19 protein-coding genes and 1 pseudogene are annotated in these 23,687 nt (G+C 42.8%); 16 read left to right on the forward strand and 4 right to left on the reverse strand.

Going from position 1 to position 23,687, the window contains the following annotated elements; all coding sequences use genetic code 11:
- Positions 1-108: 108 nt before the first annotated feature.
- Complete coding sequence (locus tag G4D73_RS10445) at positions 109-1,920, forward strand: choice-of-anchor I family protein (protein ID WP_416232265.1); 1,812 nt, start codon at positions 109-111, stop codon at positions 1,918-1,920.
- 153 nt (positions 1,921-2,073) lie between these two features.
- Positions 2,074-3,048 (forward strand): hypothetical protein, encoded by a 975-nt coding sequence (locus tag G4D73_RS10450; RefSeq protein ID WP_004281025.1) that lies wholly within the window; start codon positions 2,074-2,076, stop codon positions 3,046-3,048.
- 65 nt (positions 3,049-3,113) lie between these two features.
- On the opposite strand, the gene G4D73_RS10455 is transcribed toward G4D73_RS10450, so the two are convergent.
- Entirely contained in the window at positions 3,114-3,734 is a 621-nt protein-coding gene (locus G4D73_RS10455; protein WP_004281026.1) for a TIGR00730 family Rossman fold protein, read from the reverse strand.
- Between the two features lie 332 nt (positions 3,735-4,066).
- Here G4D73_RS10455 and G4D73_RS10460 point away from each other — a divergent pair, with 332 nt between their 5' ends.
- The 6 genes from G4D73_RS10460 to G4D73_RS10485 all read left to right on the forward strand — a co-directional run bounded on the left by G4D73_RS10460 (position 4,067) and on the right by G4D73_RS10485 (position 12,546).
- A complete protein-coding gene (locus G4D73_RS10460) occupies positions 4,067-5,641 on the forward strand; it encodes a TerC family protein (RefSeq protein WP_044108960.1) in 1,575 nt (524 codons plus the stop codon).
- 73 nt (positions 5,642-5,714) lie between these two features.
- Positions 5,715-6,179, forward strand: coding sequence for a YchJ family protein (locus G4D73_RS10465; RefSeq protein WP_004644892.1), 465 nt, complete (start codon positions 5,715-5,717; stop codon positions 6,177-6,179).
- A gap of 61 nt (positions 6,180-6,240) precedes the next feature.
- Positions 6,241-6,885 carry a trimeric intracellular cation channel family protein gene (locus G4D73_RS10470; RefSeq protein WP_004644893.1) on the forward strand — a complete coding sequence of 215 codons (645 nt, stop codon included), beginning with the start codon at positions 6,241-6,243 and terminating at the stop codon, positions 6,883-6,885.
- Between the two features lie 129 nt (positions 6,886-7,014).
- Positions 7,015-8,334: an MFS transporter gene (locus G4D73_RS10475; protein ID WP_213686729.1), complete on the forward strand. Its 1,320-nt coding sequence runs from the start codon at positions 7,015-7,017 to the stop codon at positions 8,332-8,334.
- A gap of 165 nt (positions 8,335-8,499) precedes the next feature.
- Complete coding sequence (parC, locus tag G4D73_RS10480) at positions 8,500-10,719, forward strand: DNA topoisomerase IV subunit A (RefSeq protein ID WP_044108963.1); 2,220 nt, start codon at positions 8,500-8,502, stop codon at positions 10,717-10,719.
- Positions 10,720-10,869: 150 nt separating this feature from the next.
- On the forward strand, positions 10,870-12,546 hold the full coding sequence (locus G4D73_RS10485; RefSeq protein WP_004644897.1) for a long-chain-fatty-acid--CoA ligase: 1,677 nt from the start codon (positions 10,870-10,872) through the stop codon (positions 12,544-12,546).
- A gap of 51 nt (positions 12,547-12,597) precedes the next feature.
- On the opposite strand, the gene G4D73_RS10490 is transcribed toward G4D73_RS10485, so the two are convergent.
- Positions 12,598-12,978 carry a hypothetical protein gene (locus G4D73_RS10490; protein WP_005101515.1) on the reverse strand — a complete coding sequence of 127 codons (381 nt, stop codon included), beginning with the start codon at positions 12,976-12,978 and terminating at the stop codon, positions 12,598-12,600.
- A gap of 100 nt (positions 12,979-13,078) precedes the next feature.
- Here G4D73_RS10490 and G4D73_RS10495 point away from each other — a divergent pair, with 100 nt between their 5' ends.
- Together G4D73_RS10495 and ppa are read left to right on the forward strand one after the other, a co-directional pair.
- The gene (locus G4D73_RS10495; RefSeq protein WP_044108964.1) at positions 13,079-13,477 is read left to right on the forward strand and encodes an MAPEG family protein; all 399 of its coding nucleotides are present in this window, start codon (positions 13,079-13,081) and stop codon (positions 13,475-13,477) included.
- Positions 13,478-13,594: 117 nt separating this feature from the next.
- A complete protein-coding gene (gene ppa / locus G4D73_RS10500) occupies positions 13,595-14,131 on the forward strand; it encodes an inorganic diphosphatase (RefSeq protein WP_005248436.1) in 537 nt (178 codons plus the stop codon).
- Positions 14,132-14,226: 95 nt separating this feature from the next.
- Here the strand turns inward: ppa and G4D73_RS10505 are convergent, their stop codons facing one another.
- On the reverse strand, positions 14,227-15,546 hold the full coding sequence (locus tag G4D73_RS10505; protein WP_044108965.1) for an OprD family outer membrane porin: 1,320 nt from the start codon (positions 15,544-15,546) through the stop codon (positions 14,227-14,229).
- Positions 15,547-16,144: 598 nt separating this feature from the next.
- On the opposite strand from G4D73_RS10505, the gene G4D73_RS10510 reads away from it, so the two are divergent.
- On the forward strand, positions 16,145-16,879 hold the full coding sequence (locus tag G4D73_RS10510) for a TorF family putative porin (protein WP_213686730.1): 735 nt from the start codon (positions 16,145-16,147) through the stop codon (positions 16,877-16,879).
- 47 nt (positions 16,880-16,926) lie between these two features.
- On the opposite strand, the pseudogene G4D73_RS10515 reads toward G4D73_RS10510, so the two are convergent.
- Positions 16,927-17,580 (reverse strand): annotated as a pseudogene (locus G4D73_RS10515) (ATP-binding protein); the annotation flags it as partial.
- A 114-nt stretch (positions 17,581-17,694) separates the two neighbouring features.
- Here G4D73_RS10515 and G4D73_RS10520 point away from each other — a divergent pair.
- Genes G4D73_RS10520 through G4D73_RS10540 form a run of 5 tightly spaced genes read left to right on the forward strand, consistent with a single transcriptional unit; the run spans position 17,695 to position 23,669 of the window.
- On the forward strand, positions 17,695-18,393 hold the full coding sequence (locus tag G4D73_RS10520; protein WP_001064759.1) for a heteromeric transposase endonuclease subunit TnsA: 699 nt from the start codon (positions 17,695-17,697) through the stop codon (positions 18,391-18,393).
- Positions 18,386-20,275 carry a Mu transposase C-terminal domain-containing protein gene (locus G4D73_RS10525; protein ID WP_000999878.1) on the forward strand — a complete coding sequence of 630 codons (1,890 nt, stop codon included), beginning with the start codon at positions 18,386-18,388 and terminating at the stop codon, positions 20,273-20,275. The genes G4D73_RS10520 and G4D73_RS10525 overlap by 8 nt, the downstream gene beginning before the upstream one ends.
- Entirely contained in the window at positions 20,272-21,123 is an 852-nt protein-coding gene (locus G4D73_RS10530) for a TniB family NTP-binding protein (RefSeq protein ID WP_000073961.1), read from the forward strand. The genes G4D73_RS10525 and G4D73_RS10530 overlap by 4 nt, the downstream gene beginning before the upstream one ends.
- A gap of 19 nt (positions 21,124-21,142) precedes the next feature.
- The gene (locus tag G4D73_RS10535; RefSeq protein WP_000622362.1) at positions 21,143-22,234 is read left to right on the forward strand and encodes a TniQ family protein; all 1,092 of its coding nucleotides are present in this window, start codon (positions 21,143-21,145) and stop codon (positions 22,232-22,234) included.
- Between the two features lie 19 nt (positions 22,235-22,253).
- Complete coding sequence (locus G4D73_RS10540) at positions 22,254-23,669, forward strand: hypothetical protein (RefSeq protein ID WP_004777765.1); 1,416 nt, start codon at positions 22,254-22,256, stop codon at positions 23,667-23,669.
- The last annotated feature ends 18 nt before the right edge of the window (positions 23,670-23,687 follow it).

Raw genomic sequence — 23,687 nt, forward strand, 5'->3', positions numbered from 1 at the left:
CAACTTTTATGCGGTGTTGTGTCAAGGAACTGCAACCGATCTGTCATGGCACTGCAATGCTCTGGTTATAAATTGGTCACGAATTCTTCATGATAGATCAACAAAAAAATGAAATTAAAATCATTGATAGTGGCCATGCTGGCTGTGGGGATGGTGGCATGTGGGAGTGAGAATGAAAATGAAACACCGGTTCCAATCGTCGAGGCTACACCGAACTCGATCGAGTTAAGCAAATTAGCCGCTTATGAATCGGGTGTGTTTGCGCAAAGTGCAGCAGAAATTCCGGCCTTTGATGCCGAGAGTCAACGCCTATTCGTGGTCAATGCCAAAGAAGGCGTATTAGATGTACTGGATTTAAGTCGACCTGATCAGCCGAAAAAAATAAGTTCTATCACGGTCGATGACATTGCGCCAGAGGCTGAGGTCAACAGTGTCGCGGTACACAATGGCATCGTCGCCATTGCAATTCAGGCTGCTGTGAAAACAGACCCTGGCTATGTGGCTTTATATCAGGCCAAAGACGTGAGCAAGCTGGCCCACGTACAGGTGGGTGCCTTGCCGGATATGCTGACTTTCACACCGGATGGTCAAAGCTTGCTGGTGGCCAATGAAGGCGAGCCTTCTGATGATTATCAGGTTGACCCTGAAGGGTCGGTGTCTGTCATTAATCTGGCCAATTTAAAAGCCCCGATCGTTCGTACAGCAGACTTTAAGGCCTTTAACGGACGGGAAGCAGCATTGCGTGAACAGGGCATCCGCATTTTCGGACCAAAGGCCAGCGCAGCGCAGGATTTTGAACCTGAGTACATCACTGTTTCAAAAGATGGAAAAACCGCCTGGGTTGCCTTACAGGAAAACAATGCCTTGGCCAAAATTGATGTGGCTTCTGCCAAAGTACTTGCTGTTTATCCATTTGGCTTCAAAGATCATGGCATGAAGGGTCATGGCATGGATATCAGCGATGCGGATGGTATCGACGGTAAAGGCAAAATCAATATTCAAACTTGGGCCAATGTCCGAGGCTTATATATGCCAGATGCGATTGCAAGTTTTGAGGTCGCCGGCAAAACCTATATTGTGTCTGCCAATGAAGGCGATGCCCGTGCCTGGGGTGAAAACAATCCTGCATATTTCAATAACGATACCAGCCAGGGCTTTGTAGAAGAATGGCGGGTGAAACACTTGGTCCATACCAAAGGTTTTGACCGCCGTCTGGGTGATGATTTGCCAGCTCATCTTCGGGTATTGGCCAAAGGTGCAGAACTTAATCCGGCTAACTTTGCCTACTGCGGTGCTATTGCAGGGGATGCCAAAGACTGCCGTGAAGATCATCTACTGGGCCGTTTAAATATTAGTTGGACTGAAGGCTATCAAAAAAATGCCGATGGTACAGCCAAACTGAATGAACGGGACAATCTGGTCTATGATCATTTATATAGCTTTGGTACGCGCTCGGTCAGTATCTGGGTGGAAAATGATCAGCAGACCGGTTTAGAACTGGTATGGGATTCGGGCGATCAGTTTGAGCAGTATATTGCCAAACATCATCCTGAGATTTTCAACTTTAATCATGAAGAAGCCGGACTGGATAATCGCAGTGACAATAAAGGGCCGGAACCTGAAGGGGTGACCTTGGGGCAGATTGGTCAAAAAACCTTTGCCTTTATTGGGCTGGAGCGTGTCGGTGGCATCATGGTATATGATGTGTCTACACCTGCATCACCAGTCTTCGTGCAATATATTAATTCACGTGATTTTAAAGCGACTACAGCGCAGATTGAAATGGGACAAGCCGGTGATTTAGGACCGGAAGGTTTGGTATTTATTCCGGCAAAAGACTCCCCGAACAAGAAACCCCTCCTGGTGGTCGGCCATGAAGTCAGTGGCAGTACCACGATTTATCAAGTAAATCTCAAGTAGTCAAAAGCTTTTAAATTCAGGGCACTTCGGTGCTCTTTTTTGTAAGGTGACCATATATATGACAGTCTTGTCATTAAAATGAAATAAAACCGTCATAATCTTGGGCCAACTTTTCAGCACTGCTGAAATCTCCTCGCGTATAGGTTTGTTTTTATGACAATCGAGATTTTGATGGTGATCGGCTTCTGTTTGGCCGCTTACTCTATTGTCGGAAATGATGTACCTCAAACCTTAGGGACATTTATTTCTTCGAATTCACATCGCCCATGGTGGGTATTGTGGATTTATATCAGCTCAATTTTAATTGTCGTATTGGTCTATGGTTGGTATGCATCTGGGGTGGGTGATGCCTCATACGGTCGTTTAGAAACGATTCCTTTCCCTGAAGGTGGCATTACCTGGCTGTACATTGTGCCGCCAATTCTGCTGTTGATGCTGACCAAATACGGAATTCCAGTCAGTACCACTTTCCTGGTGCTTACGATTTTCTCTCCCGCCAGCTTAGGCTCGATGATGGTCAAATCGATGATGGGCTATGCGGTGGCCTTTGTGGTGGCGATTGTCATCTATCGTTTTGTGGTCAAGCAGCTGGCACGGCATTTTGCCAAGACACGTCATCAGGAACACTCCAAGGTCTGGATGGGCTTGCAGTGGGTATCTACCGGTTTCCTGTGGAGCCAATGGCTGATTCAGGATCTGGCCAACATCTTCGTGTATGTGCCGCGTCAGGTACCGTTTGAATTCCTGATGTTTGCGATTGCGGTATTCGTAGTGTTGCTGGGCGTGATTCTGTATCAACGTGGTGGGGCCATCCAGAAAATTGTCGATACCAAAACCGGTGTGACCGACATTCGTGCTGCGACGATTATCGACTTCCTGTATGCCATTATCCTGTTGATCTTCAAAGAGTGGAGCAATATTCCAATGAGTACCACTTGGGTATTCCTGGGATTACTTGCAGGTCGTGAATTTGCCATGTCGATGATTCTGGATGAAGTCAATAAACATCGTACGTCACGCAATGTCAGTGCAGATGCCATGAAACTGATGTTCGGTCTGGCTATGTCGGTCATTCTGGCAACGACTTTGCCGATGTTTTATGAGTTTGTGACGAATTATGGTCAATAAGACCTGATATTAAAAATCCAATAAAAAAGCGAGCTAGGTGCTCGCTTTTTTATTGCTTGAGAAGCTTAGACTACAAATCTTTGCGGATGGCCTAAATTGGTTAAAGTCGTATAAATTTCTTCTTCGTGTTCACAAATGATCAGTTTGGCACGATGCTGTGGCGGTAAAAAACCATCTTCAACGGCGCGGTCCAGCTGCGCAATCAAGGCATCATAGAAGCCATTCACGTTATAGAGCATCATCGGTTTCTGGTGCTGGTTTAGCTGACCCCAAGTGGCAATTTCCAGAATTTCCTCAAACGTGCCCAGTCCACCCGGTAATGCCACAAAGGCACAGGCCCGCTCGGCCATCATAGCCTTGCGTTGATGCATGCTGGTCACCACATGTAATTCGGTGAGCTGGTTATGGGCAATTTCATAATCCAGCATAAATTCAGGAATCACCCCTACAGCTTCACCGCCATGCTGGATCATGGCATCCGCGACCTGTCCCATCAAGCCAATACTGGCGCCACCGTAAACCAGCCCGAAACCATGTTCTGCCAGTCCTTGCGAGAGATGAATGGCTTTTTCTAAATAAACTGGTTTGTTGCCTGCACGTGAACCACAATAGAGAGCCACTAGAGGGCGTGTTGTTTTTGGGGAGTTTTCTTTAAAATAATCTGTCATTTGAATTACGCTTTGCATTTATTTTCTTCACCTTATCATTTTTCTTTCTTGTGACTATAGCTTAATTAACAAATATGACAATTCTGTGAGCAGGGACATTTTCACTGCAATAGGGCTCAGCAAAATTCATCGATAAACAGCTATGAAAACAGGTGAATTTCAAATTGATCTTGATATACTGAAAATTGGTTTCACAACAATAGAACGACGATGGGTAGTGGTAGTTGGCCGTTTAACTTTATAAATCTACGCCAAATAATTGATCTTATTCAATATAAAAAATTCTGTTTTACTGTGTCACAGCGTCAGGTGATTCCATGCTGCAGTCCTGAGCTTCAGGAGCCAAGCGTATGATCTTTGAATGGATGTCAGACCCTTCAGCCTGGGTCGGTTTACTCACGTTAATTGTTCTTGAGATTGTACTCGGGATCGACAATCTGGTTTTCATTGCTATTTTGGCGGAGAAACTGCCACCAGAACAACGTAATACGGCGCGGATTGTCGGCTTGATGCTGGCCCTGCTGATGCGTTTGATCTTACTGGCCTCGATTGCCTGGGTAGTGACCCTCACTGATCCACTATTCCACATCTTTGATCATGCTTTCTCGGGCCGCGATCTGATTCTATTGTTTGGTGGGGTGTTCCTGCTGTTTAAAGGCACCATGGAACTGCATGAGCGTCTGGAAGCCAAACCCGTCATCAAAGAAGAAAATCCGGTCCATGCGGTATTCTGGATGGTGATTGTCCAGATCGTGGTGCTGGACGCCGTATTCTCATTAGACAGCGTGATTACTGCGGTTGGTATGGTCAAAGACCTGTCAGTGATGATGATTGCCGTGATTATTGCCATCGGGATTATGCTCTGGGCATCCAAAGCTCTGATGGATTTCGTCAACAGACATCCGACCGTGGTGATTCTGTGTCTGGGCTTCCTGATGATGATCGGCTTCTCGCTGGTGGTCGAAGGCTTCGGTTTCCATATTCCGAAAGGTTACCTGTATGCTGCAATTGGCTTCTCGGTGATTGTCGAATTTATTAACCAGACCATGAAACGCAATCAGGAAAAAATGGTGACCACCACCGACATGCGCTACCGTACTGCTTCAGCAGTGATGCGCATGCTCGGCGGCAAACCTGCTCAGGACAATGATTCTTCTGAGCCGGAAGATGTTCTGGCGACACGTGCCTTTGCCGATGAAGTCTTTAATGATGACAATGGCATCTATCATAGTGTCATGGTGCAGGGGGTACTGGGTCTGTCTGAACGTCCGGTCAAGTCGGTAATGACGCCACGTCCTGAACTGGAATGGATTGATCTGGACAATGACGCTGACAGTATCAAAGAACAGTTATTGCAGATGAGCCACTCGCGTCTGATTATCGCCCGGGGTGAACTGGATAATATTGCCGGTGTGGTACTGACCCATAAAGTCCTCAACGAATACATTGAAACCGGGGTGCTGGATTTTGAAAAGCACTTACGTGAACCGGTGATTGTGCATGAAAATGCCCAGGTCTTGATGGTGATGGAACAGTTGCGTCAGGCTCCATTGCAGATGGCAATTGTCCTGAATGAATATGGTTCAATTGAAGGGATTGCCACCCCAATTGATATTCTTGAAGCAATTGCCGGTGAATTCCCGGATGAAGATGAGCTGCAAGCTGCTGCAGAAAGTCTGGAAGATGGCAGCCTGATTCTGGATGGTTCGACCGACATCCGTCATGTTTCCTTATTGCTGGATCGTGATCTGGTCAATGAAACTGAAGAATATTCCACCCTGTCCGGTTATGTATTATTCCATATGGCACGTTTACCGCATAGTGGTGAAAAATTTGAAGCAGATGGACATATCTTTGAAGTGGTCACCATGGACGGCCATAAGATCGATAAAGTGCATATCATTCCGCTTCCTGTGCAAGAATAGACTATAGCGAAGGTTCGGACGCAAAAATTTGCTAAAATAGCCCGCATTGTCGGGCTATTTTTATGGAACTGAAATGTCAGAAGCATGTCCATGTGGACAAGGTGAATATCACAGCTGTTGTCAGCCCTTACATGCAGGACAACGGGTCGCAGAGACTGCGCAGCAACTCATGCGTTCCCGTTATAGTGCCTTCGCGAAGCATGAAATCGATTACATCAAAACCACCACCGCGCTGGGTCAGCAACAGGCACTGGACCTGCAGGCGATTAGCGATTGGAGCAAAGCCAATCAGTGGTTAAAGCTTGAGATAGTTCAAGCCGATGAAAAATTAGATAAAAATCATGCATTGGTTGAGTTCAAGGCTCATTATCATGATGGTAAGCAGGCACAGATACATCATGAAGTTTCACATTTTGTGAAGCTGGAAGGTCGCTGGTATTTCCTGGATCCGACCACGGATCAGACCCTCGGCATGAAACAGCCCTGTATTTGTGGTTCAGGTAAAAAATTTAAGCAATGTTGTGCCGGATTCTTATAACTTTCACACAGATTTAGCTTAGAATAGCCGCCATCTCAAAGCCTCAGGTGGAAGCAGGGCGATGTTACTGACCGTCATCTATATTATTGCAATTACCGCTGAAGCCATGACCGGGGCACTGTCCGCTGGCCGGCGCAGCATGGACTGGTTTGGCGTGATGATTATTGCCTGTGTTACTGCACTGGGTGGTGGTTCGGTCCGCGATGTTCTGCTCGGACATTATCCCCTGACCTGGGTCAAACATCCCGAATATCTGGTGCTGACCTGTTGCGCAGCCTTCGTCACTATCCTGATTGCCAAATGGATGCGACAGTTACGTAATGTCTTCCTGGTGCTGGATGCCTTGGGCCTGATTGGCTTTACCATTATTGGCTGTCAGATTGCCCTGGAAATGGGACATGGTTTTGTGGTCAGCGCCGTTGCGGGTGTCTTGACCGGTGTGTCTGGCGGGATTTTGCGTGACATTTTATGTAATGACGTGCCGCTGGTGTTCCGCCGTGAACTGTATGCCAGTATTGCCTTTGTTTCAGTGATCTTTTACTGGCTCTGTAGCCACTACGGCTTGTCGCAGGATCTGACCATTTTGTCTACCCTGATTTTTGGTTTTAGCTTACGTCTGATCGCCATCTATTTTGGTCTGGAAATGCCAAAATTCATTTATAAAGATGATGATGAGCACTCGGCATCTTCCAAAGACGAATCTTAATTTTTAAATGTATAAAGTGCGGCAATAAAAATAGCCGCATTCAGCTCAATTCGTAGTATAAAAAATATAAAGCAGCCCACCTGTTGAGAAAGCAGCATCTCCCGTTCCACCTGATCAGAGATTTTTGTTATGGATTTAGTTTCTCGCATACAACGCTTACCGATTGGTAGGTTTCACTACACCTTGCTGGTGGTGATTGGACTGGGCTGGATGTTTGATGCGATGGATACCGGATTGATTTCCTTTATCCTGGCCAAAATGGCTGAAGACTGGCAGATGACTGCGGATCAAAAAAGCTGGGTGGTGTCGATCGGTTTTGTCGGCATGGCGATCGGGGCGATTTGTTCAGGTGGCCTGGCAGACCGTTTTGGCCGTAAAACAGTCTTTGCTGCGACCCTGGTCATTTATAGCTTGGCTACGGCGGCCTGCGCTTTTGCACCAAATTTGACCTGGCTATTAGTGTTCCGTTTTATCGTTGGTTTAGGCTTGGGTGGTCAGTTACCCGTGGCCGTAACGCTGGTCAGTGAATATATTCCTGCGCGTGTACGTGGCCGTTTTATTGTCTTGCTGGAAAGTTTCTGGGGATTGGGCTGGCTGGTCGCGGCGCTGGTATCGCGCTTTGTTATTCCAGATTTTGGTTGGCAAACCGCTTTTATGATTGGTGGCCTGCCTGCGCTGTATGCCATCGTGATCTGGAAAATGGTGCCGGAATCTATTCCATTCCTGATTAACCGTGGCCGTATAGAAGAAGCCTCGGCACTGGTGAAAAAGATTGAAGCGAAATGTGGCGTTCAAGTTTATGAAATCTTTGAAGTGAAACCGGTCGCAGAGAAGCAGAATATTTCATTTTCCCAGCTATGGTCGGGTATCTTTGCGCGCCGTACGCTCATGCTCTGGCTGATCTGGTTCGGTATTATTTTCTCCTATTATGGCATTTTTACCTGGTTGCCAAGCTTACTGGTCAAAGAAGGCTATAGCATCGTACAGTCATTTGAATATGTGCTGATTATGATTCTGGCGCAGCTGCCCGGTTATCTTGTGGCGGCATGGCTGGTCGAAAAACTCGGTCGTAAGCCGACTTTGGCCGGCTTTATTGGCATGTGCGCGGTCTCGGCCTATTTCTTTGGTCAGTCGGGTAGTGTTACTGAAATCGTGATTTGGGGCTGTCTGATGTCCTTCTTTAATCTGGGTGCCTGGGGCGTACTCTATACTTATACGCCGGAACAATATCCGACCAATATCCGTGCCTTTGGTTCAGGCTGGGCCGGGGCTGTTGGCCGGATTGGCGGTATCGCGGCACCTTTTGCCGTAACCCATCTGATGGGTATGCCGAATGGCTTTAGCTATGTCTTTACCATGTTTACGGCAGTTCTGGTCGCTGTCGCGATTGTGATTCTGGTCTTGGGTGAAGAAACCAAAGGCAAGACCCTCGAATCGATGGGCTTATAAAGGGAATGATTTTTTAGTTGCTTAGGGCCTATAAAGTGGATATTTTTAGGCCATAAGACACAAATTGTCGCGCTGAACGATTTGATGCCCTTGTGTCATCTACAGCCACGACTTAGCATAAGAAACATTGATACAAAAACGAATTATTTAGGACTATAGGTTGTTATGACAAGCCTTGCGCATCATGCGACAGAAAACCGCTCCGTAGCAGAATTTACCGAACAAGCTTATCTGAATTACGCCATGTACGTGATTATGGATCGGGCACTCCCTCATATTAGCGATGGCCTGAAACCGGTACAGCGCCGGATTGTCTATGCCATGAGTGAGCTGGGCCTGAAATGGACCAGCAAACCAAAGAAATCGGCACGTACAGTCGGTGACGTACTGGGTAAATACCATCCGCATGGTGACTCGGCCTGTTATGAAGCCATGGTGCTGATGGCACAGCCCTTTAGTTATCGTTACCCGTTTATTGAAGGGCAGGGCAACTGGGGTTCACCAGATGATCCAAAGTCTTTCGCAGCGATGCGTTATACCGAAGCCAAGCTTTCCCAGTACAGTGAACTATTACTGTCTGAACTGGGACAGGGCACCTGTGAATGGCAGGACAACTTTGACGGTTCGATGAAAGAACCGGTGAACTTGCCGGCCCGTGTACCGAACATCTTGCTGAATGGCACCACTGGTATTGCTGTCGGTATGGCCACAGACATTCCACCGCATAACCTGCGTGAAGTGGTCAAAGGGACGATTGCGCTAATTCGTAATCCGAACCTGACCGATGAAAAAATCGCAGAATATATTCCTGCGCCAGACTTGCCGACCAAAGCCGAAATTATCACCCCGCCTGCTGAACTGTTAAAAATTCAGACCACAGGTCGTGGCAGTTATCGCATGCGTGCGGTCTATAGCGTCGATAAAAACGAAATTATCATCACCGAACTGCCATATCAGGTCTCAGGCTCCAAAATCATCACCCAGATTGCCGATCAGATGCAGGCCAAAAAACTGCCACTGGTCAGTGATGTACGGGATGAATCGGATCATGCCAATCCAACCCGTTTAGTCATTGTTCTGCGTTCGAATCGTATTGATGCCGAATCGGTGATGAGTCATTTATTTGCCACCACCGATCTGGAATCCAGTTATCGTGTCAATATGAACATGATTGGTGCCGATGGCCGTCCACAGGTGAAATCGATTCGTCGTATTTTACTGGAATGGATTGAAATCCGTAAAACCACGGTAACACGCCGTCTGCAATATCATCTGAACAAGATCGAAAAACGCCTACATATTCTCGGCGGTCTGATCATTGCCTATCTGAATATTGATGAAGTGATTCAGATTATCCGTGAGGAAGATCAGCCCAAGCCGGTACTGATGCAGCGTTTTAATATTGACGAGATTCAGGCCGAAGCGATTCTAGAACTAAAATTGCGTCATTTAGCCAAGCTTGAAGAAATGGAAATGCGCCGTGAGCAGGAAGAACTGGAAGCGAAAGCGGCAGTGATTCGTGAACAACTGGCCAATCCGGAATCTTTAAAAAGCTTGATCATTTCTGAGCTGAAAGACGATGCCAAGAAATTTGGCGATGATCGCCGTTCGCCAATCGTACAGCGTGCCGAAGCTGCTGCAATTAATGAAACTGAAATGTTGCCGGCCGATCCGGTAACGGTGGTGTTATCAGAAGCTGGCTGGATTCGCTGTGCCAAAGGTCATGAAGTCGATGCAGAAAATCTGAATTTCCGTGCTGGTGATCAATACTTGAGTCATGCACAGGGCAAATCCAATCAACGCGTTTATGTATTAGATGACACTGGGCGTAGCTATGCCTTGGCCATCAACACGCTGCCATCTGCGCGTGGTCTCGGCGAACCACTCAGTTCAAAACTGTCTCCAGGCAGCGGGGTAGGTTTTAAACAGGTTCTGGTGGCAGAGGATGAAACTGAAATTCTAGCAGCAAGCAACAAAGGCTATGGCTTTAAAACCCAGGCCAAGCAGCTGGATACCAGTGCCAAAGCCGGGAAAGCTTTCCTGAATTTATCTGAAGGGGCAGAGGTCATGAACCTGCAGCCACTCGAAGATGCCACACATGTTGCACTGCTCAGTTCAGCAGGACGCCTGTTGATTGTCGATTTAGCAGAATTACCTGTACTGAACAAAGGTAAAGGAAATAAATTGATACAACTTGAAGGTGATGAACAAATTTTGTCCATGACAATATTGAAGCTTGATGAAATAATTCAAGTGCTTGCAGGACAACAGCAGTTAAAATTAAAAGGGGATGATTTGCGCAAATATATCGGTAAGCGCGGTGCAAAAGGACAGCTTTTACCACGCGGATATCAAAAAGCAAATAAACTGTTGATTCAAAGATAAGACTAGCATCCATCCTGCGAAATACGTTATATATGAACAACGATTCAACAAGATGGATGCAATATCGCACATATACAAGTCTAAAAATGGCGTGTGATATTGAAAAAAACAGTTGAAATACTAAGGATTATGATTGGAGAGATGGCCATTATGGAAAAAATTTGGTTTGCTGAATACCAAAAAACAGGGATTCCAGAAACAGTAGAATTACCAGCAGAAAATACTTCTCTAGTAGATATTTTTGAGCGTAATTTCCAAAAATTCGGCTCGCGTGATGCCTTTATCTTTATGGATAAGGCCATGACTTTCAATGAATTGGAAGAGGCGAGCCGCAAGTTTGCAACTTATCTACAAAGCTTGGGGTTGGCAAAAGGTTCACGTGTGGCAGTGATGATGCCAAACGTTCTTCAGTATCCGGTTGTGGCACTTGGGGTGTTCCGCGCAGGTTTGGTATTGGTCAACGTGAATCCACTCTACACATCGCGTGAACTTGAGCATCAATTGAATGACTCAGGTGCTGAAGTTCTGGTGATTATTGAGAACTTTGCATCTGTTTACCAGGCGATTATTGGTAAAACACCGGTGAAGCATGTTGTAGTGGCTTCTGTCGGTGACATGCTGGGTGCCTTGAAAGGAACATTGGTAAACTTTGTACTGCGTTCTGTGCGCAAGCAAATTCCAGCTTGGGATATTCCAGGCCATGTGAGATTCAATGCGGCGTTATCTAAAGTTAATCCAAGTAACTATAAACGCCCTGAATTGACCCTTAGCGATACAGCAGTTCTTCAATACACAGGTGGTACCACAGGCGTATCTAAAGGCGCTGAACTGACACATCGTAACCTGGTTGCGAACATGTTGCAGTGTGACGGTATCTTCCAGAGTAAATTTGGTGCGCAAGATGGCCAGCCAGATGACCGTATTTTCTGTGCTTTGCCGCTTTATCATATCTTTGCTTTCATGGTTTGTGCACTTTACGGTATGTACAAAGGTCAGGCCAACGTTCTGATTCCAAACCCGCGTGATTTACCTGCGGTAATGAAAGAGCTACGTAAATATCAACCGACTTTCTTCCCGGCAGTGAACACATTGTTCAATGCGCTGGTAAACAATGAAGAGTTCAAGCAACTTGATCATAGTAAACTGAAAATGGCGATGGGCGGCGGTATGGCGGTACTTCCTTCTACTGCAGCAGCATGGAAGAAAGTTACCGGAACCAATATCGTTGAAGGTTATGGCTTGTCTGAAACTTCTCCGGTGGCAACAGCAAACCCACCTGCGTCTGAAGAATTCAGTGGCACTATTGGTATTCCATTACCATTGACTGAAGTGGCTATTCTGGATGATGAAGGCAATGAAGTTCCACTGGGTGAGCAAGGTGAAATTTCAATCCGTGGTCCTCAGGTCATGAAAGGCTATTGGAACCGTCCAGATGAAACTGAAAAAGTCATGGTGAATGGTTTCTTCCGTACCGGTGATATCGGTGTCATGGATTCACGTGGTTATGTGAAAATCGTAGACCGTAAGAAAGACATGATTCTAGTGTCTGGTTTTAACGTCTACCCATCTGAGATTGAAGAAGTTGTAGCAACTCATCCAAAAGTACTGGAAGTGGCTGCGATTGGTGTGCCTGATGAAAAATCAGGTGAAGTGCCAAAACTGTTTGTCGTGAAAAAAGATCCGTCTTTAACCACAGAAGAAGTTTTAGCATTCGCTAAAGAAAACCTGACCGGTTATAAACGTCCACGTTATGTCGAGTTTATGGATGAATTGCCAAAATCAAACGTAGGTAAAATCCTGCGTAAAGATTTACGTAAAACAGCCTAATACCTATAAGAAAAAAAAAGCGCCGTCAGGCGCTTTTTTGATTTGGACTTTTTATTTTTTCATTAACCAGCGATCAAAATAAGGACGACCTACACCAACTACTCCCAAGAAGATAAACATGGTGCCAAACTGGCGAGTAAATCCGGTTTGATTAAAGCTGCCATAACTTAGAATGTTATCGACCAAGCAATACACCAGAATCGCGACCAGCCAGTGCCAGAGAGGCGTACGCTTGATACCGACGAAATAAAAGGCAATCCATAAAATGGCAAAGGTGAAGATTGGTGACCAGATATTCATATTGGCACAAATGACAGCCATCAGAAATGCCACAATCGGTAGGACAATTTTTAATACGCGATCCACTTGACGTTGATGCTGGCGTTGTTTCTCGAGGACATCGAACATTTCATTTTGATCAGGCGCGACCATAGTGAATCCTTAACAAGTAATAAAAAGCACTCTATTTAACAAAATTTATTCACGAAATGCCATGCTATGATAGAGATAAAATTTTCATGAGAAAAAACAGATGCACAGCATTAGTGGGGTTATTTATCTCATTTTGGCCGCTTGTCTTTTGCCTTATGTGTTTACATTGATTGCAAAAAAATCAGCAGGCTTCAGCACTAAAGACAATCAGAATCCACGGGCATTTTTAGAAAAGTCTTCAGGCTTGGCCAGTCGCGCCAATGCTGCCCAGCAGAATAGCTTTGAAAGTTTACCACTCTTTATTGCTGCGATCTTGATGGCAGAGTACATGGTGATATCACAAGATTTGGTCATGATTTTTGGTGTGGCTTATCTGGTTTTTCGTGTGTTGTACGGAATCTGCTATTTGGCCAACTGGGCGACTTTACGCTCTATCGTATGGTTGCTCTCGATGTTATGTCCTGTGACCTTATTGCTGCTGATCATCAAGTTGGTTTAAGTCATCAGGTCTGCGGACATATTTACAGTTCGATATTTTAAAATCCAAAAAAATCTTTAAAAACCGTTATAATTGTCGCGGTTTTTTAAAAGATATAACTTGTTAAAGAGTGATGCTATGAGCTACAGCAATATCCCAGCGGGTAAAGATGCGCCAAACGATATCTATGTGATCATCGAAATTCCTGCAAATGCAGCACCAATCAAATACGAAATCGATAAAGATTCTGATGCGTTATTTGTAGACCGTTTCATGGGTACAGCAATGTTCTACCCAGCAAACTACGGTTATGTACCAAACACACTATCGCTTGATGGTGATCCATTAGACGTACTGGTTGTAACGCCTCATCCAGTAGAGCCAGGTTCTGTGATTCGTTGCCGTCCTGTCGGTAAATTGAACATGGAAGATGACGGTGGTGTTGATGCGAAACTGGTTGCAGTTCCACATGACAAACTGACTCCAATCTACAAAGATGTTCAGGAATATACTGATCTTCCTCCATTGTTGATTAGCCAGATCGAACATTTCTTCCAGCACTACAAAGATTTAGAGCCAGGAAAATGGGTCAAGCTCAGTGGTTGGGAAAGTGCTGATGTTGCGAAACAAGAAGTACTGGATTCAATTGCAGCTTATGCAGAAGCAAACAAATAATCGCTTTCTGTGGTCTAGGCTTTAAAATTTTAAAGCCTGAAATAAAAAAACCTGCACAATGTGCAGGTTTTTTTATGGCTTGAAATTCGTGTGAATTAGAATAATTTTACAGGAATGTCTAACCAGATACGCCATTCATTAGTGTCACCAATGTAGTTAGATTGATAATCATCACTTGCACGGTAGTAAGAATGACGAAGACGTAAGCTTGCATCTTTCGCAAAACCAGACTGAACAGTATATTTCACTTGGTTAAAGAATTCGCGCTCATGCTCATTATCACTGATCATAGTACCTGCATTGTTAGTAGCTTTAATATCCCAACCATAAACAAAAGCAGATGTCCAAGATAATCCAGGAACATTTACAGCACCAAAGTCAAATGTATATTGAAGTTGCGCTGATTTTTCGTCATTACCAATAAAGTCAGACAGGTATGAATTCGGCATATAAATCGATTGTTTACCATCACCTACGCCTGTACCCAAACCATAGTCATAGCCAGTGTTACCAAAATTTTGCTGGTAAGCAAGCATGACATTATGTGGACCATGATTATAAGTTGTAGATAAAGCTAAAATAGTATTATCGAATGAATCATCTGGTGAGCCGATTTGAGAATAAAGATATGGATTTGCTTCTTTATCCCATTTTGTATGGTAACCACTGAAATCATGAGTTAATGTGCTTTTATCTGCCAATGCATAGCTATAGTTGGCATTAACATAGTGGCGGTCTAAGCGGTCTTTAATGTCTGTACCATAATAAGAAGCATTAACTGCATCATTAAATTTATATTTCGCGCCCCAAACCACTGCACGATCCAGCTTTGCACCATCGGAATTGATTTGGTTGGAAAGCTGATTTTCTGTGAATTTACCAGCAATCAGGTTTAAGTTTTCAATTTCGTTACTTTGAACCAATACGCCAGTATAGTATTCAGGCACTAAACGCGCAGTATTGCTTGCAAGTACAGGTAAGTCTAAAACCTGAGTACCGTAAGTCGCAGTCGTATTTGATACACGAGCTTTCACATATGCACCGCCACGAGCCCAGTGGTCATAAGCATCTTTAGTACCATCAGCATTATTTTGAGGGTGGACTGGGATCATATCATTGCCAGTATGACCATTTTCACCCAATTTAAATGAAGCATCACCAATAATACCAGCACCAAAGCCTACAGTACCTTGAGTAAAGCCAGAGTCTAGTTTAACAATCGCAGTTTGTGCAAATGAGCTCGTATCTGGTACGTTATTTTTCTTGTCACGGTGCAAATAGCCGGTACGGAAAAGTACAGAACCTTCAGCATCTTCTACAAAACCTTTAGACTCGCTTTGCTCGCTAGCGAAAGCGGTAGAAACCAAAGCAGCCTGAATCAAAACTGCTAATGTTAATTTTTTTGAATTTTGCATTGGGAAGAGAGCCTTATACAAATTGATCGGAATTTTTTAGGAATTGTATAAGAATTGCTGAAAAAATGTCATTTTTTATTGGATATATTCCACTAAAGTTTAGATTTTTTTAACTCAAATTAAACAATAGCAAGGATTTGATGTGATTAATTTCTAACCTATCGGTAAAAAGTGAGTAAAAACATAATTTTATTGGAAATTATAAATGATATTTCTAAAGTGGTGAAATGAATGTGATCAGCTTATTTATTTTGAAACGGGAGAAAAATATGATCAAAAATTACGCACTATTTTTTAGCACAAATTTTAATCATTACAAAAATGGAATCAAAATGGGGCAAATTGTAAATGATTATGTATAAGTATTAAAAAAGTGATGAAATAGCCTTAAATACATTTATTTAAAAGAAAGCCTAGATAATTCAGTTTTTTATAATTCAAATTTTAAATTAAAAACAATAACTTAAATTTTATTTATATTTTTAGATTTATTATTTTGGTTCCTTTTATCCAGATTGGCATAGCTCTTGCAAATTTTGAGTTTGAGTTTAATCAATGATCATAAAAACGTCTCAGACGATCTGGGGGGAGCCACACAATGAAATTAACATTAAAAGTATTATCTCTTGCTTTATTGGGCGCTGTATCTTCTTTTACTTTTGCTGAAGAACCTGTTGCTGAACATACGGTATCTGGAAATATCAGCGTACTTTCGAGCTATAACTTGCGTGGTATTACTAACATTCCTGAAAATAGCGGCGCTACCTTACAAGGTGGACTTGATTATAACCATGCGTCTGGCTTCTATGCAGGTTGGTGGGGATCTACGCTAGATTACCCTTTGTCTGAAGAAGGACGTGATGCTTTCGAAAATAACTTCTATGCTGGCTATAGCCATGCAGTCAATGATGACTTAGGTTTAACGATCGGTACGACCTACTATTATTATTATGAATCTGATGTCAATTCTGATGGATTTGAGCTGTTACTGGGTATGAGCTATAAAGATTTGGGCGTTACAGCACAAACTCTTCTTGAAGATACTACTTGGGGCAATGCAGGTGATACCTATTTAAAAGCTAATTATAGCTATGCTTTACCACAAGATTTCAGCTTGGATACAGCTTTAGGCTTATACGCTTATGAAAAATCAGGTGACTTTATTGAAGGAACTACAGAAAGTTTTGGTTTCCGTCATTTTGACATCGGTTTAAGCAAGCCACTTGGTGACACAGGTGTAACTGCAAGCATGAATTATATCTTGGGTGGTTATGATCGTTTTGATGAAAAACAAAAGAATAAAGTCGTATTTGGACTGGGTTATAGCTTCTAATCCTCTTTAGATAAAAAGGCGACCTTAGGTCGCCTTTTTTTAATGATCTAAATCTGCTGCTGCCCGCGATAAGACAGGGCCTCCGAAAGATGCTGACTTTGAATATCTGGACTTTGATTTAAATCGGCAATGGTGCGTGCAACACGCAAGACCCGATGATAGCCGCGCGCTGATAAATTCAGTTTTTGCTGAGCCATTTCAAGCATATTCTGAGCAGACTGATCTAATGCGGCATATTGCTCTAACTGCTTTGGACTCAAACTCATATTCAAGGTATTTTGCCGTTGCATCTGAATTTCATAGGCTGCAATGACGCGTTGTCTAACCGTTTCTGAGTTTTCTGTAGGTCGATTGTCCTGTAATTCATGCGCTTGTAATGGCGGTACATCAATATGCAAATCAATCCGATCCAGCAACGGGCCTGAAATCCGGTTCTGATAGCGTTTAATACTTTCGGGTGAACATTGGCAGCGGATATCTTGATTGAATGCATACCCACATGGACATGGATTCATGGCAGCCACCAACTGGAAATTAGCCGGAAAGGTAATTTGGCGTGATGCCCGGGAAATGACGATTTCCTTGGCTTCCAAAGGCTGACGTAGAACCTCCAGCACTTTGCGGTCGAATTCAGGCAGTTCGTCCAGAAATAAAACCCCTAAATGTGCCAGGGTAATTTCTCCTGGCTTGGGGTGTGAGCCGCTGTTATTTACAAAGAACTATGCGACAATATAAGCTAGGGTCAAAGACTTAGACCACCTTTTATAAAGAACTATGCGACAAATTTTATAAAGAACTATGCAACGGAACCTAGAATGAACAATCAATCATGCGACACCGTTAACATCGTACCAGCTCGAAGAAAAATTGGTAATACACGTATCAGTGTATCTGGTTTATATCCTTTTAAAAAAGATTCCGCAGTTGCCTTTGAATCAACTCTTGAACGGGATTTCCTTATTCGATTAGAGGTTGATCCCAATGTTCTTGCTGTTGAGTCTCAACCATTTACCATTGAGTATTTTGATAATGGACAGAAACGAGTTTACACCCCTGACTACCTAGTAACTTATAAGCATAATGATTTTATTCCATTTATTGCACCTAAACTGGTTGAAGTAAAACCTACAGATGAATTGCAACTTAATTTGCATCTATGGAAAGCTAGATATCGTGCTGCCATGAGGGTATGCAAAGAAGAGGGTTGGAAATTTCATATTGCACATGAGGGGCGTATTCGGGACCAGTTATGGTCGAATGCCATGTTTTTACAAAAGTACCGAAAGATGGAATTTCCCCCTGCTGATTCAAAGCACTTATTGGATTATGTGAGAGATCGAGGAGCAGTAACTTTTGAGACTCTATTAGCCAGACATTTTCTTGGAAAATGGGACAGAGCCAATGGAATTAGTCAAATCTGGTATTTAGTTGCTCATGGTTATCTGGTTTGCGATTTAAGTATGCCTTTACAGCCATCTACTGAACTTTGGGTAAATGGGAGTTGTCATGAATGATAGACGTGTGAATATCAAAATAGCTGCTGGGGAGCCGGTTCAGATAAAAGGGATTCCCCATACGATTATTGAAGTCATTGACCTAAAATCGGTTTTTGTTGAAAACAATAATACTGGCAGGAAAAGTATCGCGGCTATCAGTGAATTAAGGCCATCAATAGCTGTGGAACAGTATGAAGATCTAGAGCTCATCGCTGATAAAGACTGGATTGAGGCTGAAAGACGTTTCAACATCATCCGACCTTTCATTGAGGGAGGCGTGAGTGGTCGTAAGGAAGTAGAGTTACGAGCCCAAGAACATGATATTAATCCAGCCACTATCTATAGATGGTTAAAAATCTATAAGGCATATGGAACTATTGATGGATTGCGGCCCAGAAAAGAGGGATTGCCACAAGGCAAGAAGATAATTAATAAACATGCTGAAGCAATCATTGAAAAAGCCATCAAGGATTTATACCTAACTAATCAAAGAATAAGTGTTCAAAAAGTTGTACTTGAAGTGAAACGCTTATGTCATGAATACCATATCCTAGAGGTGCCTCATGCCAATACAGTAAGAAATCGTATTGCAGCGATTAGCCAGAGAGACTCTCTTCGTAAGAGGGGACATAAGGAAAAGGCCGATAACAAATTTACACCTGCCGCAGGGAAATTCCCTCATGCTGATTATCCACTTGCCGTCGTACAGATTGACCATACGCCTGTTGATCTTATTCTGGTTGATGATTTTAGCAGGTGTCCTATAGGACGACCTTTTCTTACGTTGGCAATTGATGTGCGTTCAAGGGTAGTTGTGGGATATTACTTATCATTAGATGCCCCCTCTGTTATGTCTATTGCAATGAGCGTTTCTCAAGCTGTACTGCCCAAAGAGAAATGGCTAGCTTCGCGCAAGATTCAAGCTGAATGGCCTGTCTGGGGAATTATGAACACCATTCATGTCGATAATGGACCTGAGTTTCACTCAGAAACTTTCAGAAATGCTTGTATGGCACATGATATTCGTCTGGAATACCGACCAGTTAAAAAACCACGTTTTGGCGGGCACATTGAACGTTTGATGGGAACATTTGCAACCGATATTCACGCAGTTCCAGGAACAACTTTTTCAAATATTTTTGAAAGAAAAGGCTATAACTCAGATGCGGAAGCAGTTTTCACATTCTCCGAATTTGAGGACTGGCTGATTGATTTTATCTGTAATGTTTACCACAAAAGGAAACACTCTGCTTTAGGTACTTCTCCACTACATGCTTTTGAGTTAGGTATCTTTGGTGATAAAAACACGTTAGGTTCTGGGGCTGCTAGATTGCCTGCAAATGATCATAATTTCTTTCTTGATTTTCTACCAAGTTTTGAAAGGACGATTCAAACAACAGGTGTAACAATTGATGGTCTTGCTTATTATGCTGATGTACTAAGAGGTTGGATTAATGCTGTAGACCCTGATAATCAAAAGGAAAAACGTAAATTTATCTTTAGGCGTGATCCAAGAAATATTAGTGAGATATGGTTCTTTGATCCCGAAATCAAAAATTATTTTAAGGTTCCTTTAGCGGATCAAAGTATTCCACCATTTAGTATTTGGGAACACAAAAAGATTCAGGAACTGAAAAAGGAAACTGGCGAATATCTAAAAGATCATGAACTTGGACAGGCTCTAGCTAAACTTCGGGAGCGTGTTCAGGAGGCAAGTACTAAAACTCGACGGGCTCGCAGATCACATCAGCGCAGTACCCAACATCAACAGAGTGTTAACCCTGCTTCAATTCAGGGCAAAAAACCTCAACAAGAGAGTACGATTTTGGAGCAACAGCTTGAAAACGTATATGGTTTATTGCCTCTCGATGAGCTGGAAAATGATGAGGATATTTCATGAGTAACTATTCACATGTTTTTCAAGAGTTTCGCCCTATTGTGGAACAGTCTAATGAGGACAGACTCTACTTCCTGGAAGAGGACCGATGGATTGGGTATCCAGCAGCCAATGACTTGTTAGACCAATTGAAAGGATTCCTGACACTTCCTAAGCGGAGCCGTATGCCCAACTTACTGGTATTGAGTAAGCCAAATAATGGTAAAACCTCAATTATTAACCAGTTCTTTAAGCTGTATGGGGAGGGTTATGTCAATGCAGAAAATAATGCAGTAAAACCTGTAATCATTGTACAGGCACCTGTTTCCCCTGATGAAAAAGCTCTGTATATGGCTATTCTTGATAAGTTCTGGGTTCCTTTTCGAGAAAGAGATCCCGTTGCGAAGCTACGTTACCAAGTGGTCCATTGCCTTAAACTTTATGAGGTAAAGCTCCTCATTATCGACGAAATGAATTCTCTATTATGTGGCAGTCCGATTAAGCAAAGAACAGTAATGAATGCGATTAAGTATTTGTGTAATGAAACACAGATACCCATTGTTGGGTTTGGTACAGAAGAAGCAATTAGTGTTCTGCGTACTGATCCACAGCATGTCAGCCGTTTTCGTGTGGTTAATTTGCCCTTATGGAAACTAGATAAAGACTTTCAAGCTATGGTAAATAAATTTGAGAAAGTTCTTCCCCTCAAACAGGCTTCAAAACTGGCTGAACCAGCAACAGTAAAATATCTGCATGATATTACAGATGGAAACTTAGGTAATCTGCGAACGATTTTACGGGACGCCGCAAAGAAAGCTGTTGTTTCTGGTCAGGAGTTTATCGACCGTAGCTTGCTAGAAAGTGTGAAATAAGCAATGTGGAGGACTAGGTATGATAAGTGCAACAGAAATCCATTCATGGTTTATTCCCACGGACTTAAAGCAAGATGAGGCATTATCTTCTTGGTTGATACGTGCCGCACTTGACAGTGGTTGTGACCCATTAAGTTTAACTGGAGTACTTTGGCCCAAATGGCGAATCTGGTCTGTAGATGTAGATCGTGGTTTAAGTGCAGAGCAAGTACAGGTATTGATCAATACGACAAAAATTGATGAAAGCCAATTTAATTCTGCTACGCTTCGCAATTTTTTAATTAAATATAATCTGGATAATCAAACTCTTGATGCATGGTACTTGGTATTAGGTACAAGAAACCGTAAGCATCGAGGTGGCTGGCAATATTGTCCTGAGTGTCTATCTGAGGATAATGTTGCCTATTTCCGTCTGCCTTGGCGTTTTGCCTGGCATACAGGTTGTATAAAACATAATCAGCATTTACATGATCAATGTCCTCATTGCCATAATGCTATTCAACCTAGACGTCTTGAAGCCCCTGATCAGGTTATGACTTGCTGTTCAATATGTAAAAAAAGTCTATTGGAGGTTAATAAAAGCCTTGTGGATTGTCATGCCTTGGCATTCCAAAAAATCTTTGATCAATTCCTGGAACAAGGCTGTGCAACCTATCAAGACAAGTTGATTTCAGTAACTGATTGGTTAACGGTGATTAAGTTATTTTCACAATTTATTAGAAAAGCTTTAGCTGGCTCAGTAAATGGAAAAGGATGGGCTTTTCTTGAACAACTCAGAATTCAGGTGCCCCATCCTGAGCTTATATCGAATGGATTGGCTGTTAACCAACTTCCAGTTACCGAGAGAGAACGGCTATTTTCCTGTATTTATCAATTACTCATTATTCCCCAGGAAAAGTTTATTGAAACAGCAAAATCTTTAAATATGAACAGGTCTTCATTTTGGGATAAGAGAAACCAGTTGCCAGCCATATTAAGGCCTGTTGAAGAACAATTAGGCTCGATTTATCGGAACTACCCTCCAAAGAGAGCATTGGTAGCTACCTTTAAACCTAAAAGTAAGGAGACTGTAATACGCAAGTTTTTAAGATTAAAAAGAAAACTAGGGTAACTTTTGGGGGGACAACACCATGCCTCAGTGTGATGAATGTGGTGATGCGGTTGAAAAGATACACCGACTTTATAAACAGCGTAACTATTGCCATAAGTGCTATGTACGAGTTTTTAAAAAACAGGATTGTCCGTCGTGTGGTAAAAGTTCCAGATTATATAAAGCTGATAACTTGGCCGTTTGCCAACAATGTGAAACCAATAGACCTTGCATTAGATGTCAGCGTATTGATTACCCTATAGGAAAAATAACGGAGCAAGGCCCTGTTTGTAATAGTTGTTCAGTTTATTTTAGAGAGTTTCAAGCTTGTGAACGGTGTGGTGTGACATCACAACGCTTATCTCGTATCAGCCGTTTTGGAGATAATTTAAGAGTTTGCCCAAAGTGTGCAACCCGTGATTACCAGACATGCCAAAGTTGTAGAAGATATAGGTTGATTGAACAGGATGTTGTGTCAGGCAAAATGCTTTGTAAGAAATGTTTGACCTGTCCACCACTTCAATGTCTAACTTGCCAGCAACAGATTCCTGCTGGATATGGGAAATACTGTGAATTATGTACATGGCGAAGAATATTGGGGAATAGGATTAAGGAACTGGTTAATACATTAGTAAATCCAAGCCTCAAAGGTTACTTTAAAGATTATATGAATTGGCTTGATCATGAGGTTGGACCGCATAAGGCTGCATTACTAATTCGTAAACATATTCATTTTTTTGAAAAGACCAGTGATCTTTGGGGAGATCAGATCCCAGACAATGACTCTTTATTACATAGACTAAGAACAAGTGGTTTACGCAAATATGAGCTGCCCATCCGGTGGTTGGTTGCAGTACATCACCTGCATATAGATACCCAATCTAAAGGCCACTGTTCTGAATTTGACCAACTGAGAAAACTGGCGAACTCATGTCCTGGTTCATCGCTTTCAGCCCAAATTCTTCAGAACTATTATCAGGTTTTAATAAATAAAATGGATTTAGGGAAAACGAGTATACGTTCTGCCCGTTTAGCCATGAAACCAGCATCTGCTTTAATGCTGTTGGTAAGTCAATCACGATTAGATTTACCAACAATGTGGCATGTAAAATATTACTTATTTAAGTCCCCTGGACAAGCTTGCGCTATTGTTGGCTTTCTTAATTTTTTAAACAAGAATTATGATACGAACCTTGATACGTCATGGGTACTAGATGAAAAAATAACAGAAAAAAGTAATATGAAGAAACTGGAAAAACAATTGTTGGCCATCATGAAAGCCCCAGAGGAAAATTTTAATGAACTAGAGTGGATAAAGTTAGGATTGATGTATTTTCATAATTTGGATAAATCCTTTTTTAATCAAATGGATAGTATTAATTATAGGGGGCTGAATGATGGCTTTGAAGTGAGGTTTGGTGATCAGCAATATTGGATACCTAAATTGCTTGTATAACTGGACCATATAACGCTA

This window comes from Acinetobacter sp. WY4, assembly GCF_018438165.1.
Taxonomy (GTDB): domain Bacteria; phylum Pseudomonadota; class Gammaproteobacteria; order Pseudomonadales; family Moraxellaceae; genus Acinetobacter.